The organism is Polymorphospora sp. NPDC051019 (assembly GCF_040683055.1).
GTDB lineage: Bacteria > Actinomycetota > Actinomycetes > Mycobacteriales > Micromonosporaceae > Polymorphospora > Polymorphospora lycopeni.
Genome location: NZ_JBFBCH010000037.1, coordinates 1 through 16,228, shown reverse-complemented (window position 1 = coordinate 16,228; position 16,228 = coordinate 1). Strand labels below are relative to the sequence as shown.

Here is a 16,228-nt window from a genome sequence, read left to right as displayed (position 1 = left end):
CCGGTCCCGGACCCCGCGTACCGGTACATGCGATTGCCGCTGGAATCGACCGCGAGCAGATCCGACTTCCCATCCCCAGTCACATCCCGCAACGCGCCTGCTTTGGGGTTGTTACCGCAGTTGCGTGAGGTGACGGTCTGGGTGGGGTAGCCGAATCGGATGCCGTTGAAGTAGGCGGGTTGGAGTACGTTGGCGTTACGGACCTCGTAGTGCAGGTGTGGGCTGAGGCTGTACTTGGCGCTGCTGGCGCCGACGTAGCCGATCAGCTGTCCTTGCCGGACGGTGTCGTTCACCTTCAGCCCGGGGGCGAACTTCTCCAGGTGCGCGTACTGGGTGGTGTAGCCGGTGTTCTGGTGCCGGATCACCACCCGGTTGCCGTAGCCGTTGGTGGTTTCGTACCTCGCGATCGAGATCGTTCCAGCGGCAGCGGCAAGCACCGGCTTACCGAGATCGGCGGTCCCGGATCCCCAGTTGAAGTCGATTTCCCATGGCGTGCTGTGGGCGCCGCTACCGGTCGTACCTTTCCACTGCTGGCCACACTCGAACGGAAGCTGGAACAGCGGAGGCGCCGCCTGCGCCGGCGTCGGCACGGCAACGCTACCGGCCAGGCCAAGCAGGGTAACTGCGCCAAGCCATCGAAGCGCTCTGACCAACATCGAGTTGACCTCTCTTCCATGTCGCTGGACAAATGTCGTGTTCGCGCCGATCAGCCGTGAAAGGCGTTCACTCGGCGTCGACCACGTGCGCTCCCGGGCAGACCATTGGCGAGACCGGGGAACTGCGGCACAGGCATTGCGAGGTACCGCGTTTGTCCGTGCTGCATGAGACGATCTGTCGGCGCGGTCATCGGAATGGCACCGATTCGGTCATCAGAGCGGTATCTGCGCTGGCCAAAGGGGGTTTGGTGAGGTTCAGGATCCTGGGTCCGCTACAGGTTCTCGGTGCGGACGGGCAGCCGCTGCAGCTCGAGCCGCGGCTGGTGCGGCTCCTCGCCACGTTGTTGCTAGCCGCCAATCAGGTGGTCACCCGCGAGCGCCTGGTCGAGGCGGTCTGGGACGACGAGCCCCCGACGACCGTGGACCGGCAGCTGAAGAACCTGATCTCCGCTCTTCGCCGCCAACTGGCGCAGTCCGGCGGGGTGGAACAAATCGTCTTCGACACAGCCGGATACCGGATCGTCATCGACGACGGCCAGATCGACGCGCGCGTGTTCGCCCGGCACGTCACGCTGGCGAAGGCGTTCCAGTCCACCGGCCACGCTGTCGACGCGGTCCGCGAGTTCCGGGCAGGGCTGGCGCTGTGGCGTGGCCCTGCGGCGGACAGCTGCCCCACCCGGGTGGTGCGAGCCGTCGCGATCAGTCTCGACGAGCAACGGATGGCGGCAATCGAGCAGTGCCTGGACCTCGAGTTGGCCCTCGGCAACCACGGCGACCTCGTCGGGGAACTCGCCGAACTGGTCACTGCCCATCCGCTGCGGGAACGGCTTGTCGGACAGCTCATGCTGGCCCTCTATCGCGGGGGCCGGCAGGCCGATTCCCTACACGTCTACGAACAGCTCCGCGCCAGACTCGCCGCCGACCTGGGATGCGACCCCGGCCCACAGCTTCATCACCTGCACACCGCGATCCTGCGCAACGATCCGGACACACTCGGCCCCGCATCCCCGGCCCAGGGCAGCGGAGCGCCGACCGTGCGGGCAACGACATCCGAGTCGGCCAGCGTATCCAGCGGCTCTCTTCGCAACGGCGAGGCCGGGATCGAGCCCTCCCGCCTTGCACAGGCCAGCCCTGCCGTAACCGCTGATGCCGCGGACGTCGCTGAAGGCGACAACCCGCCCCCAGCACGAGACGTCCCGCGGCGACCGGCAACGTCTCCAACCCTCTCGGAACGACTTGCCGCCATCCGTACCCGGCACGGCCTGACCTGGCGCGGAAACGGCTGGCATGGTCGCCGGCTGACGTACCTCAGCGCTCTGGCAGTCCTCACCGTCGGGGCAGCGGCCACCATCCACCTCACCGGCGACAACGCGCCCCGATCACCAGCCAGCCGCCCTATACCCGACGAAGCCCTCACCGCCGAACCGGCCAGCTCGCCGACGGGCACAACTCGAGAAAAGGCGGCGCCTCGGGCGCAGCACCCGTTATCGGTGAAGGCAGGCATCAACCTGGTAGAGGATGTCCGGGCTCAGGGCGGCCACATGGGATACATATTCGACAAGCCCGTCGGCGAACTATCGCCGCCACCAGCCGACCATCAGAACCCGCTCGTCCTGGCCACCTGGGCCTACGCGAATGGAGGAGGCGACGCGGACACCACATATATCAAGCTGTCCCTGCAGGGAATAGACGAGGCCTCTATCCTGATCAACCGAATAGAGATCAACATCATAAGTCAGAAACCAACTCAACCACTGAGGACGTACATTTCAAAACAACGGTTCACGTTTAAGGCAGAGGTACTCCATCGAAGGGCAGAAGTCAACCTGGACGACACGACGCCGTTCATCGTCATAACAGGAGACCTCACCGGCACAAGACCATGGGAAACCCTACGAGTGTCGCACAACGAGCCGGAGATCATTCACATCCAAGCCAAAACCTCGAGGTTCGACTGCACCTGGACCGCGACACTTCACTACTCCATAAACGACAGGGAGGGGACCGTACCCGTCGACAACCGCGGAAAACCATTCCGAACGATCGCATCAACCGGTTCCACTACATACGGAATCGACACCAACGGCCGTATCGTACCGACAGAACGCCGTTAGCTCAGCGGGCCGCTCGATCCCGTACAGCCAGCCCCGCTGCTACCGCAACCAGTACGGCGACTACCGCACCGACTGCTCCGGCTTCGTCTCGATGGCGTGGGTCCTGGGCGGGTCGGGCAGCGCGTTCTGGACCGGCAACCTGATGAACCGCGCGCACACGATCTCCCGCCACGCACAAATACACTCAGTTACCATCGCGGGCGGACAGCATCTCTGGCTGTATCGCCAGGCAGCAGCTCGGCCGATGCGTCGGGATCTAGCTTCGGGAACAGGTTGTCCGTCTCCCCAGCGGGATCCCACTGGGGAGACGGACAATTCGCAGCCGTGGTGCAGCCACACTGCGGCCGCTGTCGCCCTCATTCCTGTCCTAAGTGGTCCTGATCGTTAATTCGTCGGGGGTTACGCAGCGGCGGTGCGGGGTTGGTAGGTGGCCAGGCGTTCGAAGGTGGAATCGAGATCCTTCTTGGTGTACCGCCAGTTGAACGGTCGCGCGCCGAGGTTGTAGTGGTTCTGGAACGCCATGAGCCGGTTCTCGACGTCGGTCAGGTCGTGGAAGTCGTTCGGGGTGACGACCTTGCGTTGCACGATGGAGAAGTAGATCTCGATCTGGTTCAGCCAGGAGGCGTGGACGGGCAGGTGGACCAGCCGTGCGGTGGGCCATTGCCGCGTGATGCGGTCGGTGGACGCCTGTCCTCGGTGGGAGGAGCCGTTGTCGACGATCCAGAACACCCGGTCGGCCGAGGCGTAGGGTCCGCGTGTCATGACCTGGTCGACCAGGCGGGCGAACGGGGCGATCCCGGTCGCGGGCTCGCAGCGGCCGGACACCGTGCCGTGGTGGACGTCCAGGGCGGCCAGATAGGCCAGCGCACCGCCGCGTTGATACTCGTGTTCCACACGCATCAGCCGTGTCCGGCCAGGTGGCAGGCTCGGATGGCAGCGGCAACGGGCCTGGATCGAGGTCTTCTCGTCCGCGCTGATCACGAAATCCGCTTCGCCCAGAGGGCGCCCCTGCCAGGTCCGGGCGTACAGGTCCAGCACCGTTGCGGCCCTGGCGGCGAAGTCGGGGTCCCGGGGGAAGATCCATGACCGGTGCCGCCAGGGCCTGATCGCGTCGGCGGCCAGCCAGCGGGCGACCGTCGCCGGCGAGATGTCGTCCACGACCCCGGCGGCCACCGCTTCGTCGGCCAGATCGGCCGCGCTCCACCGCGACAGCGGCACTCCACGCTCGGCCGGTATCTCGCACGCCAGCGCCTTGACCTGGGCAGCCTGCACGTCGGTGAACCGGCGCGGCCGTCCGGTGCGGGCCGCGTCAGTCAACCCCTGCAGCCGGTGGGTGAAGAACCGCCCCCGCCATTTACGGACCGTGTCCACATGCAGCCGCAGCCCAGCGGCGATCGCCGCGTTGCTGCCGCCATCGGCCGCGGCCAACACGATCCGGGCCCGCACCACGAGGCGGTACGCCGCCGTGGGTCGGCGGGCCAGCGCGTGCAGCGCGGCCCGCTCGTCACCAGTCAGGACGATCGGACAGGGACTCGGCAAGGGCATCGACAAGTTCTGCCACCCACACGGGCGCCCGACCAGTACCGACACACCACGGAAACGGTCAGGCAGGATGACCCTCGTGGCCAAGCCTCCGCCCGAGTCGACCAAGATCAGCCTGCGTCAACGCCTCACGCAGCACGCACGAACCCGTTGGCCCGCCCTGACAGCTGTATCCGTGCGGTGGCGCGGCGTGTTCGCTTACATCGACGGCCAACTCGCCGACGGCACCACCCTGCCGCTATGCCGGCTACGTTACGGCGGCTCGGCCAGCATCTGGGGCTTCGCGATCTACCTCGCCAGCCGCGACGGCTACCAGGACTCGATCCTGCCCAACGGCCTGCCCGCCGGCAGCCCCGAACAAGCCCTCGACTGCGCCTGCGGCCTCTACCTCAACGACCCCACCGCCTGGACACAACCCCCGACGAATTAACGAAGAGGACCACTAAGGGCTTATCCCAGACCTGGGCTCTGGACGACTTTTGGCAGGAAGCCAAGCCGTTGATCCTACCGCCCTGCGCTCCGGCCGCAGGGCGGTGGGAAGCGGCGTGCTAACGACCGGGCGGTCCGAAGTGCGCCTCGATCGGGTTGGCCCAGGAGGAACACGTCGGGGTGAAGCACAGTTCGCGTCGCCTGCGCTCCGGTGCGCTCCGCGCACGACCTTGTTGCGTGCGGCCTAGGCCCGGATCGTCCTGCCCTTGTGCGCGGACGGGTTGTCCAGGATCACGTAGGTCGGGGCCGCACCTTGCGGATCGACTTGAGCGCGGCCAGGGTGTTCGCTGTGGACTTGCGGCGCCGCACCACGCCCCACATGGTGTCGTTGCCGACGCGGCCTGATGCTCAACGGACCAAACTCGTCGAAGGCGAAGACCCGGTCCGGGAACGCGGTGGTCACCGCTTCGATCCGGGCGAGCTTTGCCTTGGCGTCCGGGTCATTGGTCTCCTTCCAGGTCTTGGTCCGCTGGAAGGTGATGTCGTGCTGGTGCAGGAACTCCCGCAGCCGTTCCCGGCCGACCACCACCGGCGCGGACCGCGGTTGTGGGCCAGATAGTCGGCGGGGGCAGCGCTGGCTGATCTTCCTGATCCGCGGGCCCGGCCAGGCGTCCGGTACCGGATCACGGTCGTCGTAATCGCTGCGGTGTGCGCGGTGGTGGCCGACCACAAACGGCGGGCGAGGATCGCAACAGCAGCAACACGGGCAGGATCACCGATCCGGCCGCAACGGACGATGGCCATCATGCCTCGGCCAGTGGAAACACCGTCCCGGCTCGCCCGCCTGGTCCAGGGCGACGAGGACGCGATCCGTGAGGTCATCCACCGGTACAACAGATCGGCCTGGCCTGCCTGGACCCTCGCGTCTACGCCGGATCAGTGAGGACGACGAAGCGTTCATCATCGCAACGGCCCGTACCCGACCCCGGACGCTCAGCCAGCCGTTCACCCGGTGGAGTCTGCGTAAAAGCAGTCCGCCAGCGGCTTCGGGCACGGTCAGTGCCGGTGTGTGGGACACCGACGGGATCAGCGATGATGGCAAACCGGGCATGACTCACTTCGGCGATCAACACAGCGTACGAACCCTGATGATCTTCCGAACCAGTCATGCCCGCCTTGCTGCCATCAACAACGGCGCTTCTGACCAGTCAACTCAAGTCGGACGCCGTCACGATCTTGTCGGGGCCTACCTGATCACCGAACCTGAACCAGTCGATTACATCGATCGATGGTCAACATGGCGTCGCCGACATCAACTCCGTGCCAGAAGAGCCACTACCAGCGAATACTCCATCTGCCGGAAGGGTGGCTGGAGTATCAGAATCGCCTTACCGCCCATGTTGGGAGGTCACTTTCGCAAGCCGCTGGAACTCGCACATCGAGATTGGTGAACAGGTCATCCTGAATTAGTCCCCCCGAGATTCCAACACTGTCTCCGACCTTCGCCGCTTGACCATCGGGAATAGAAATTACATCCCCACCCATTGTCGTTCCCTTGGGAAAGGCGAGTCGTAGGATCTTGTCGGCAATTTCGGACTCCTCTGGAATAATCGCCGTCACGCAACCGTCCGTAACAGCCAAGGTTGCGCTGTCAATCCTCCCATCGAATCCAGGAGCTTCCCCTTCGATTGACACGAAAGCGGCTGCGGGAGTCGGTGAGGGAGCACAGGCGGCGACAGTCAGGATAGAGGTAAAAGCCATGGCCATTAGCCTCACGGGTCGTTTCATGACGCAACAATCGCCGCATTTAGCAGATTAATCGCACTGATGCGTGTAAATAGGCTGCGCGTAGTGCCGCTGATGATGACCAGCACGGCCAAGGTGAGCAGGGCCAGCGGAGCCCACTGCCGCCAGTCCACCCGGTGCCGCAGTTCCGGCCGCTCCGGTTCGCACTCGCGTGGTTCCGCTCCCACCCTCAGAGCGTCTCAGCGGCACGGCCGCCGGACCAGGCGACCAAGGCAATCCGGCGTGGACCGAAAGGCCCCCGCCTCTGTGCCCTGCGGACCGCGCGACGACGAGGTACACCTCCTGCTCCGCCAGCCAACGCAGCGAATCAGATCCCCACGAGCCGCTATGACGAAACACGGGGGCTTCAGCGTCCTTCTCGCCGTGACGCCGCCGCAGGTCACCGTCCGCGCTGGTGGAGGAACGGCTGCAACGCGCGATCTTCACCGCCGTACACGACGCGCTGTGCCGGGCCGCGCAGCGATCGTGTCGGCCGGTCAGGACCGCCCGCACCGCGACATCACGGGGCGACCAGGAATGGGGTGATCACGTCGACCGGGGCAGTCGGCGGGGACTCGTCGCCGTTCGCGTTGACCGCGGTCAGGCGGTACTGGTGGCGTTCGGCGCCGCGGGTACGCAGGGTCACGGCGTTGCCTGGGTACGTGCCGACCACCGTGGCGCCGTCGTACAGGCGGTAGGTCAGGCCGGGCAACGGGGTCCAGGACAGCGGGACGTCGGCCTCGTAGGTGTTGACAACCGTCGGCTGGGCCGCGTGGAAGCCGAGCGGGGCCGCCGGGCGGCCGCTGGGGCCCGGGAGCGTGGTCACGGTCAGCGGCGCCGAGGCGGGCGTGTCGGGGCAGCCGGGCAACGACCCGACCACGCGCAGGCTGTGTGACGAGGCCGGCGCCAGGCCCGTGAGCACTGTGGCCGGGTCGGTGACGGTGGCGACGACGCTGTCACCGTCCAGCACAATGTAGGAGCCGGCGGTCGACTCGAGGGTCCAGTCCAGGCGCAGGGTCGACGCGGTGACAGCGGTGGCGGTCACCCGGGACGGGGACGGCGGGCGAACCGGGCAGGGAGCGGTCGAGAGGGACAGGATGGGGCTGTGTTCCGACTCGTTGCCGGCCACGTCCAGCGCCGCCACGGTGAAACGGTGCGCGGTGTTGTGGAACAGGCCAGTGATCGTCGCCGACGGGATCCACGTCGTGGCGACCCGGTGGGCGCCGTCGTAGACCGCGTACTGGTGGATGTACGAGCCGTCGGACGGGGCCGACCAGGTCAGGCTGACCGATCGGTCGGTCTGGGCGGTGGCGGCGAGGTTGCGGGGCGCGGCCGCCGCATTCGTCGCGCCGGGCAGCGTGCGGGTGGTGGCGTAGCCGACCGTCGCGTTGTGCGGGTTGCAGTTGGCGCGGCGTAGGGCAATCGTGTACGGGGTGTCGGGGGTGAGGCCGCCGACGCGCAGGCTCGTGCCGGGCACGATGCCGTAGTCGCGGTCGTTGACCGTGAGGGCGAGCTGCGGCGACGCCCGGCCTACCGACCAGCGCACCGATAGGGCGGAGGACGTCACGTCGAAGACGGTGAGCGGCGCGGGCTCGTTGCATTGGGGCGCCATGCCGGGCGTCCACGTGGTGCCCGTGAACGGCGCTGATGGGGGCGATTCCACGCCGTTGGAGGAGACTGCGGTCACCGTGTAGGTGTGGGTGGTGTTGATGCCGAGGTACTGCATCGGGGCCGACGTCGTCGCCGTGCGCCGCACGACCGCGCCGCCCTCGTAGACGCGGAACGACGCGACTGCGGGGCCGCCCGCCGGCTGGCGCCAGGACAGGGAGATGCCGGTGGCGGAGACCGAGCCGGTCAGGTCGGCCGGTGCCAGCGGGGCCGGGCCGGCAGCGGCCGCAGTGCCGGTGGTGCCGGCGAGCACGGTTAGCAGGGCGGTCAGCACGGCGGCCGGGGCGACGAGCGTACGCATCGGCGATCCTCTCTATGGAGACGCCAAAAAACAGTAAACAAAGCTATCCATTTATGTCAACGTCGGGGCGCAGGAGGAACCTGCCGGTGGTGCGGCGGGCCAAGTGGGGTGCTGTTGCATTCGGCGGCAGCTTGATCGACTACGGGCTCGATGAGTAAGCAGCTGAGCTGATGGGGTCGCTGTCTCGTGTCGGGTCCGGGTCCCCACCGCCGTCGGCGTTCACTGGTTTCCGGTTCCCCGCCGAAGGCGATCGTCCTCGCGGTCGGCTGGTACCTCCGGTTCAACCTTTCGTATCGGAATGTGGCGGAACTGCCGGTCGAACCGGCGTGGAGGTGGATCACGACACGGTTTACCGGTGAGGGCAGCGGTTCACCCCGCTACCGGCCGACGCGGCGCTGTTGCTTTGTCGGTTCGGTGGACACGCCGAGCCGCGTCAGCGGGCACTGGTCAGATTGCTCGGGCGAGTTCGGCGAACGCGGCGGCCACCCGCGTTGCGGGCGGAGCATCGGTGGCGAGTTCGTAGTGTCCGCGGCGGAGGTTCTGGACGAAGGCGTGTCCGGTTAGGATCGTCTGTGCGGTGCGGTCGTTGCGGAGGCCGCGCATCGGTTTGAGTCGGTGTTTGAGCTGGCTGTGGTCGGCTTCGATCGGATTGTTCGCGTACCGCTCGACGTGATGCCACGCGGACGGGACCAGTTCGTCGAGCACACCGGCGTAGACGGGGGCGGCGTCGGTGACCACCTCGACCGGTGTCACCTTCAACGTCGAAAGCACCCGGCGGAAGAACCGGCGTGCCGCGGCGGCGTCCCGACGGGCCGAGACGAGCACATCGATGACCTGGCCGTACTGGTCAACAGCCCTGTACACGTACCGCCACACGCCGGTGACCTTCACGTACGTCTCATCGACGTACCACCGGTCACCCGGCGGGTGCCGGCGGAAGCGGGCGGCGTCGGCCAGCAGCGGCGTGAACCGCTGCACCCACCGGTAGACGGTGACGTGATCGACCTCGACCCCGCGTTCGACCAGCAGTTCCTCGATATCGCGATAGGACAGGTTGAACCGCAGGTACCAGCGGACCGCGACCACGATCACCTCCGGCGGGAACCGGAATCCGGCGAACGCCGACTTCGCAGGCAGGCAGGATCCAGCACGTGTCGGCGGCTTCACTGCTCAAGCATGCCTCGATCTTGCCGATGCCCAACGCAACTGTGAGTGTGATGGTGCGGTTCTGAGAGCCAGTCTGACAACTGGTCAGGTGGTTTGAGTGCCCGTTGAAGAACCAGGTCGGCGTGGCTGGGCTCGGTTGAGGGCGCAGGAATCCGAGTCGATCTCGGTGTGTCGCGCCGACACGTGGTAGGGCCTCCGGGTACGGCTGTGGTTGTCGAAGCCATGCCATCCCGAAGGCCCTACAGTGAGCCATTTTCATCGTGATCGGGGCTGGTCTGGGCAGGCCGGGCGGGGGTGGCGTGTCGCTGCTCCAGATAGGACGAAGCTCCCGGTAGGACAGCAGTCGACCAAGACACACCGTCCGCCACGGGAGCTTCGTTGCTTGCCTATCCTGCCAGCATCCCGCTGTCCACGCGCAGCCTGACCCGCCTGACCGACCTGATCCGGGCCCGCAGGCTCTCGCTCGGCGGCCGGTGGCGCCGGCTACCTGCGCAGCGGCAGGCGTTGATGGCCCTGGCCCACCTGCGCAACGGCGACACCCTCACCCGCCTGGCCGCCGGGTTCGGGGTATCGGTGACCACCGCGTGGCGATACCTACGAGAAGCCGTCGACCTACTCGCCACCTGCGCACCTGGCATCGCCGAAGCAATGCACACGGCGGCGCGGCTGGCGTTCGCGATCCTCGACGGAACGCTGATCCCGATCGACCGAGTCGCCGACCAACGGCCCTACTACTCGGGAAAACACAAGCGGCACGGAGTCAACGTGCAGGTCCTGGCCGACCCCGCGGGCCGGCTCAAGTGGGCCTCGCCGGCGCTGCCCGGATCGACGCACGACGTGACCGCGGCCAGAACCCACGGCCTCATCGAGGCCCTGACCGGCGCGGATGTGATGACCTTCGCGGACAAGGGCTATCAAGGCGCCGGCGGCACCGTCTGGACACCGTTCAAACGCCGACGCACCCGCCTGTCCCGCCGCCAGAAGACCGTCAACCGCCACCACGCCAAGATCCGGGCCCTCGGCGAACGCGCAGTCGCGACCCTCAAAAGCTGGAGGATTCTCACCAAGCTCCGCTGCTGCCCCCGCCGCGCCACCGCGATCGTGCAGGCCATCCTCGTTCTCCAAGCCGCCGAGGGCGCCCGCTACCCACGATGAAAAGGGCTCAGTGAGTTTCTACCTGGTCTGCGGCCAGGCCGTCGCCGCGCCCCCCGCCACCGCCCCGGAGCACCTGCCCACGGCCCGTCCACGCCGCTACCCGTCCGACACCACCGACACCGAGTGGCAGCTGATCGCCTCCTACCTGCCCACCGGCGGCACCAGCGGTCGCGGCGGCCGTCCGGTCACCGGCGCTGTTGCATTGTCGGATCGGTGGACACGTCGAGCCGCGTCAGCGGGCACTGGTCAGATCGCTCGGGCGAGTTCGGTGAACGCTGCAGCCACCCGCGTCGCGGGTCGAGCGTCGGTGGCGAGTTCGAAGTGTCCGCAGCGGAGGTTCTGCACGAACGCGTGTCCGGCGATGATCGTCTGGGCGGTGCGATCGGAACGCAGCCCGCGCATCGGTCTGAGTCGGTGCTTGAGCTGGCTGTGGTCAGCTTCGATCGGGTTGTTGGCATGTCGTTCGACGTGGTGCCACGCCGACGGGATCAGTTCGTCGAGGACGCCGGGATAGGTAGGGGCGGCATCGGTGACCACCTCGACCGGCGTGACCTTCACCGTGGTCAGGGCTCGTTCGAAGAACCGGCGGGCCGCGGCGGCGTCCCGACGCGCCGAGACGAGCACGTCGATGACCTGCCCATACTGGTCGACGGCCCGGTAGACGTAGCGCCACACGCCGTTGACCTTGACGTACGTCTCATCCACGAACCAACGGTCACCCGGTGCATGGCGGGTGAACCGGGCGGCGTCGGCCAACAGCGGGGTGAACCGCTGCACCCACCGGTAGACCGTGACGTGATCCACCCCGACACCGCGTTCGACCAGCAACTCCTCCACATCCCGGTAGGAGAGGTTGAACCGTAGGTACCAGCGGACCGCCAGGACAATCACCTCCGGCGGGAACCGGAACCCCGCGAACGCCGACGCAGGCGGAGACCCCGACCGGACACGAGACAGCGACCTCACCGGACAAGCGAACCACGCCAGCCAACGACGGTAGTCGATCAAGCACCCCACCAATGCAACAGAGCCGTGTCAACAACCCCCACAACTCTCCGTCACCACCGAATTTGAGACAGGGCCGTTCGCAGACAGGCCCCTACTAGGACGCTGCCCCCGTCTCCTGGGTCCCGAAGACACGCCCCACAGGAATCACGGACTGGAGGATGGGATCCGAACTCATGCCTATGCGGGGCCGACACTCGCGCACAAAGCCACCTGCGGAACATTCCGCGTCACCCGGCCCCGCGGTTGAGATCAACAAGGTTTGGGTCCACGTTCTACTCGTCGATCCCGTACCCGGACATAACGGCCCGGGCGCCTGCTTCCCGGCCCTGTGCGCAGGGCCCGCGCGACCACGATGGTGGCCTCCTACGCCGACGACGGGTCTTCGACGGCCAGGATCTGTCTCGCCTGCGCCTCGGCTTCGACGGCGTTGCCGACGGTCACCAGTCCGAAGGTGACAGCTTACACCGAAAGGGTGACAAGTCTCGGGGCGCACGGGCTGCTGCTGGCGGACGACCGGGTGGAGGCCGCGACGGTATGGGCGCCGGACCATCTGGCCACGTTCCTCGACGCGGCGACCGACTGATCGCTGATTTCATTCTGATGGCAACAATTGCAGGATAACCACCAAGATCGACCAGTCGACCACGGTTACCTTCTATCCCCCATTGCACTCCACATCCCCACCTTGATGATGAATCGCCATCCACCCGAGAGGCACACTAAGGTCACCATTGAATATCATGTAAATAGTTGCTGAACCAACATCCACATTACCAATGTACAAATATTCACCTCCACGCCGCATCGACATCATGAAGCGGCTATGACCACTGACGACCTTACCTGCCCCCTCGGCAATATCTGCGCGGATTCGATAGGAATCGATCACCTCGGCGGGACGTATCCTCACGACAGGCAGGACGTACCCCTCAAGCGAATACAGGTCACCGACATGCGCCGCGAGATCCGAACTCGCCAGGTTTCGCAACAAGTCAAGGGTTTCTCGATTTAGCAACACGGAACTCACGACACCCCACTATCGAACATGATGATAATGGCGAGCTCCTTGAACAATACCCTCAATCAAGACCTCACTCTCCCCAAACTTGTCTAGGCCGAAGAACTCCATGTCGATAATAGCTCGACTTCCTCTCCGCACCATTAGAACCACCCCACGCCCGCTCATCTTCGTGGCATGCCGCTCCGCCGTGGACCGGTTGCTCGTCCAGGAAGTAAATTCACTCTCAGTATCACCGGCGTTGTGACGGGCCCAGTCGCTGTGTCCACCCCGCGGCCTAGCAGTTCCGTTCAACGCATCCGCATACCCTGGATGCTGCTCGTCGACCCCACGGAAAAACCATTCGGACGCGTCCTCGGGTGGCAGGTCGGCATCACCGCAGTTATGCACAAGCACCGATGTTCTGCCAGCCATCACATAGTACGTGTGGGTGGTGTCGACTGTGAGGTCGTACATGTAGGTGGGGTCGGTGTAGGTGTCTGCCCTGGTGATGGTGGCGGTGGTGCCGTCGAGGGTGTGGAGGGTTTCGCCTGGCTGGAGGTCGCCTGCGCCGATCCAGGCTTGGCGGGTGGTGCTCCAGAAGGGGTGGTTGGGGGTGGTTTCGATGAGGTGGGTTTCGCCGGTGGCGTCGGCGACGGTGAGGTCGGTGAGTTCGTTGTCGAGGTTGAGGTGTTCGACGGTGACGGTACGGGGGCTGGTTTCGCCGGTTTCGGGGTCGGTGGCCAGGACCTCGTCGCCGACTTCGACGTCGGCGATGGGTTTGGTGGTGCCGTCGGCCATGACGACTGCGGTACCGGCGGCGAAGCTGTGTCTGGTGCAGCTCGTTCCTGCGGTCTTGAGGGTTGGGAGCTTGATGCCGGTGGCCTTGCCGGCGGTGGCGGCGACGTTCTTGGCCCCGGCACTGGCGGCTGTGGATGCGGCTCCGGTTGCGGCTCTGGCGCCGCCTCCGGTTATTGCTCCGGCTGCTGCTTTGGCGGCGCCGCCGATGGCTTTGGCCGCGACGGGGCCGAGGACGGAGGTGACGGCGCCGGTTGCGGCGCCGATGATGGTGGTGGTGACCAGGTCGAGGCCGCGTTCGCCGTTCATGTAGCCGGTGACGGCTGCTCCTGCGGCGCCGGCGATGGCGCCGCAGGCGACGGCGCCGACACCGGTCCATCCGATCGCGGCGGCGCAGCCGACGCCGACGACCGCGCCGACGACGAAGCCTGCGATCTCGGCCTTGTTTTCCTTGACCCAGTTCGTGGTCGCGCCGACGGCGCCGCTGATCTTGTTCTTCCCTTGGCAGATCCAGTTGCACTTCTTTGGTGGCGGCGGGTTGCTGGCCGGCGGTGGGCCTGCACTGTCCTTGCCTTCGGAGGGCAGCTTCAGGCCGGTGGGGTCGGAGTGGGTGACCGGGTCGTTGGCGCCGTACTGGTAGCCGTGGTGTTGGCGTGGGTCTTCGGTGACGAAGACGGGGTCGACGGAGATGAAGCGGCCCTGGCCTGGGTCGTATTCGCGGGCGCCGAGGTGGGTCAGTCCGGTGGGGTCGATGTCTCCGCCGACGAAGCCCTTCTTGTTCGGCCAGGTCGGGTTGGTTCCGCGGGGTGTGCCGTACGGGGTGGTCCGGCGGGTCGTCACTGCGTGCGTCTCGGCGGCGATGGCGGTCTGGCCGGTGCCCTGGTGGTCGGCGTAGAGCCAGGTCACGTCGGCGAGGCTGTTACCGGTGCGTTGGGCGATGGTCTGGCCCGCGAAGGTGATGTAGCGGGTACAGGTCGTCGTGCCGGATTCGCGGCGCAGTTCCATGCCGGGCAGGTAGAGCGTGGTGCCGGCCGCGTCGCGGCGGATCAGCCGGCTGCCGTCGGCGTCGTACACGTTGCTGGTCGTCGCCCCGGCGTCAGTCACCGACGCGAGCCGGCCCTCGGAGTTCCAGGTCAGCGTCTGGGCTGAGGAGACGCCCGGGCGGCTGGTGGTGTTTCCGGTGGCGTCGTAGCTGTAGGCGTCGACGCCCGCGCCGGCCGGTCCGCTGCGGGTCACCGAGGTCACGGCATGCGGTCGTACCGCCGACGCGCCTTGGGCGGGGTAAGCCGACGTCTGGGTGTTGTTGCCGGTGGCGGTGTGTTGTACCTGGGTGAGGCGGTTGCCGGTCGCGTCGTAGGTCCAGGAGTTCCAGTACGGTGCCGGGCCGCCGAGGTCGGCGACGGTCGGGTTCGGTTCGCAGGTGATGCCGGTCTTCGGTGTCCACGCGGTGGTGAGTCGGGTCAGTGCGTCACGGCGGAAGCACTGGGTGTCGGCTTGCCCCAGCTGTGGGGTGTCGGCGATCTCGAGGATGGTGCCGGCGTCGGTGTACTCGTAGGAGCGGTCGACCACCTTCCCGCTGTGCTCCGGCCTGACCGCTGTTCCGGCGACGCGGCGGGTTGCCGGGTCGTAGGTGACGACGTCCTCGACGAAGTCTCCGTCGTCGATCCTGCGTTCGGTTCGGGTGGGTTCGCCGTACTCGGTGTAGGTCTGCTCGCCGATGACGGGTTCCTCGGCGCTGGAGGTCAGCGCGATGGGTAGGCCGCTGGTCGGGTCGTAGACGGTGGTCAGGGTCTCTGTGACCAGCGGGCCGGCGGCCGGGAACCTCGCCATGACCTGGCTGCCGTCGGCTTCCGCGAAGCCGTTGGCGAAGATGTAGGTGCCGCCCAGGCCGGTTTCGCTGGCCGGGATGACGTGCTGGAAGCCGGTGATCTGATACCGCGCGTTGGCGGTGCGCAGCTGCCATTTGTAGGCGTTGGTGGAGCCGGGTGGCTCGTACCGGATGGTTTCCGTCAGCTGGCCCCGCAGCGACGAAAAGTCGATCAGGCGGTCGTACTTCCACTCGGCGCGTTTGGTGGCCGGGGATACGACGTCGTCGTAGACGGCTGTCTTGCGGCCGAGTTGGTCGTAGGTGTAGGCGAGGACCTCGCCGCGGGCGTCGGTGGTCTTGACCAGGTCGCCGAGGTCGTTGTACTCCGACTCGGTCACGCCCTTGTCCGGGTCCGCGGTTTCGACTACCCGGCCCTGGATGTCGTAGGTGGTGCGCCACTCGTTCCCGGTCGGCCCGACGATCTTGACCAGCTGGTCCTTGGCGTTGTACTCGTACCGGGTCAGGTCGTAGGTGCCGCCAACACCGGCGGCGGTGTTGTGCCGCCGTGCCTCGATGGTGCGCCCGTCGGCGTCGGTGACGGTGGTGGTCGCCACTCCCCCGTCCGGGGGCGTCGTTTTGGTCAGGTCGCCTTCGTAGGCGGTGGTGGTCCGCCACTTCTCGACCAGGTTGGTGACGCCGTCACTGGCGAGGAAGACCTCCGCGACGGGGCGGTTCGCGTTGTCGAAGATGGTCTTGTTGACCGCGCGCAGGGACCATTCGGGTTCCCACCACAGGGCGCCG

12 protein-coding genes and 2 pseudogenes are annotated in these 16,228 nt (G+C 66.6%); 6 read left to right on the top strand and 8 right to left on the bottom strand.

Annotated elements, in window-relative coordinates; translation table 11 throughout:
• Positions 1-656, bottom strand: a 656-nt coding sequence (locus AB0M79_RS35185; RefSeq protein ID WP_364222783.1) for a M23 family metallopeptidase, incomplete at its 3' end; no start/stop codon positions are given.
• Between the two features lie 248 nt (positions 657-904).
• Between AB0M79_RS35185 and AB0M79_RS35180 the strand changes: the two genes are divergently transcribed.
• Positions 905-2,770, top strand: coding sequence for a BTAD domain-containing putative transcriptional regulator (locus tag AB0M79_RS35180; protein WP_364222780.1), 1,866 nt, complete (start codon positions 905-907; stop codon positions 2,768-2,770).
• Between the two features lie 399 nt (positions 2,771-3,169).
• Here the strand turns inward: AB0M79_RS35180 and AB0M79_RS35175 are convergent, their stop codons facing one another.
• Entirely contained in the window at positions 3,170-4,420 is a 1,251-nt protein-coding gene (locus AB0M79_RS35175; protein ID WP_364222777.1) for an IS630 family transposase, read from the bottom strand.
• A gap of 82 nt (positions 4,421-4,502) precedes the next feature.
• Here AB0M79_RS35175 and AB0M79_RS35170 point away from each other — a divergent pair, with 82 nt between their 5' ends.
• A complete protein-coding gene (locus tag AB0M79_RS35170) occupies positions 4,503-4,742 on the top strand; it encodes a hypothetical protein (protein WP_364222774.1) in 240 nt (79 codons plus the stop codon).
• Between the two features lie 130 nt (positions 4,743-4,872).
• Here the strand turns inward: AB0M79_RS35170 and AB0M79_RS35165 are convergent.
• A pseudogene (locus AB0M79_RS35165) lies at positions 4,873-5,330 on the bottom strand (transposase); the annotation flags it as partial.
• Between the two features lie 45 nt (positions 5,331-5,375).
• On the opposite strand from AB0M79_RS35165, the gene AB0M79_RS35160 reads away from it, so the two are divergent.
• Both AB0M79_RS35160 and AB0M79_RS35155 read left to right on the top strand, forming a co-directional pair.
• Positions 5,376-5,684: a hypothetical protein gene (locus tag AB0M79_RS35160; RefSeq protein ID WP_364222839.1), complete on the top strand. Its 309-nt coding sequence runs from the start codon at positions 5,376-5,378 to the stop codon at positions 5,682-5,684.
• Positions 5,685-5,808: 124 nt separating this feature from the next.
• Positions 5,809-6,192 carry a hypothetical protein gene (locus AB0M79_RS35155; RefSeq protein WP_364222771.1) on the top strand — a complete coding sequence of 128 codons (384 nt, stop codon included), beginning with the start codon at positions 5,809-5,811 and terminating at the stop codon, positions 6,190-6,192.
• Positions 6,193-7,046: 854 nt separating this feature from the next.
• Here the strand turns inward: AB0M79_RS35155 and AB0M79_RS35150 are convergent.
• Positions 7,047-8,495 (bottom strand): fibronectin type III domain-containing protein, encoded by a 1,449-nt coding sequence (locus AB0M79_RS35150; RefSeq protein WP_364222768.1) that lies wholly within the window; start codon positions 8,493-8,495, stop codon positions 7,047-7,049.
• Between the two features lie 170 nt (positions 8,496-8,665).
• On the opposite strand from AB0M79_RS35150, the pseudogene AB0M79_RS35145 reads away from it, so the two are divergent.
• Positions 8,666-8,851: pseudogene (locus tag AB0M79_RS35145) on the top strand (hypothetical protein); the annotation flags it as partial.
• A gap of 91 nt (positions 8,852-8,942) precedes the next feature.
• Here AB0M79_RS35145 and AB0M79_RS35140 read toward each other — a convergent pair.
• Positions 8,943-9,632 (bottom strand): IS6 family transposase, encoded by a 690-nt coding sequence (locus AB0M79_RS35140; protein ID WP_364222836.1) that lies wholly within the window; start codon positions 9,630-9,632, stop codon positions 8,943-8,945.
• 408 nt (positions 9,633-10,040) lie between these two features.
• On the opposite strand from AB0M79_RS35140, the gene AB0M79_RS35135 reads away from it, so the two are divergent.
• The gene (locus AB0M79_RS35135) at positions 10,041-10,817 is read left to right on the top strand and encodes a transposase family protein (protein WP_364222765.1); all 777 of its coding nucleotides are present in this window, start codon (positions 10,041-10,043) and stop codon (positions 10,815-10,817) included.
• A 246-nt stretch (positions 10,818-11,063) separates the two neighbouring features.
• Here AB0M79_RS35135 and AB0M79_RS35130 read toward each other — a convergent pair whose 3' ends face one another.
• From AB0M79_RS35130 to AB0M79_RS35120, 3 genes are all read right to left on the bottom strand, one after another.
• A complete protein-coding gene (locus AB0M79_RS35130) occupies positions 11,064-11,774 on the bottom strand; it encodes an IS6 family transposase (RefSeq protein WP_364222833.1) in 711 nt (236 codons plus the stop codon).
• Between the two features lie 706 nt (positions 11,775-12,480).
• On the bottom strand, positions 12,481-12,852 hold the full coding sequence (locus AB0M79_RS35125; RefSeq protein ID WP_364222762.1) for a hypothetical protein: 372 nt from the start codon (positions 12,850-12,852) through the stop codon (positions 12,481-12,483).
• Between the two features lie 9 nt (positions 12,853-12,861).
• On the bottom strand, positions 12,862-16,228 hold a 3,367-nt coding region (locus AB0M79_RS35120), incomplete at its 5' end, for a polymorphic toxin-type HINT domain-containing protein (RefSeq protein ID WP_364222759.1).

Bases quoted from the DNA above. Each gene is read 5' to 3' on its own strand.
- AB0M79_RS35150 (WP_364222768.1), bottom strand. From the start codon at position 8,495: ATGCGTACGCTCGTCGCCCCGGCCGCCGTGCTGACCGCCCTGCTAACC.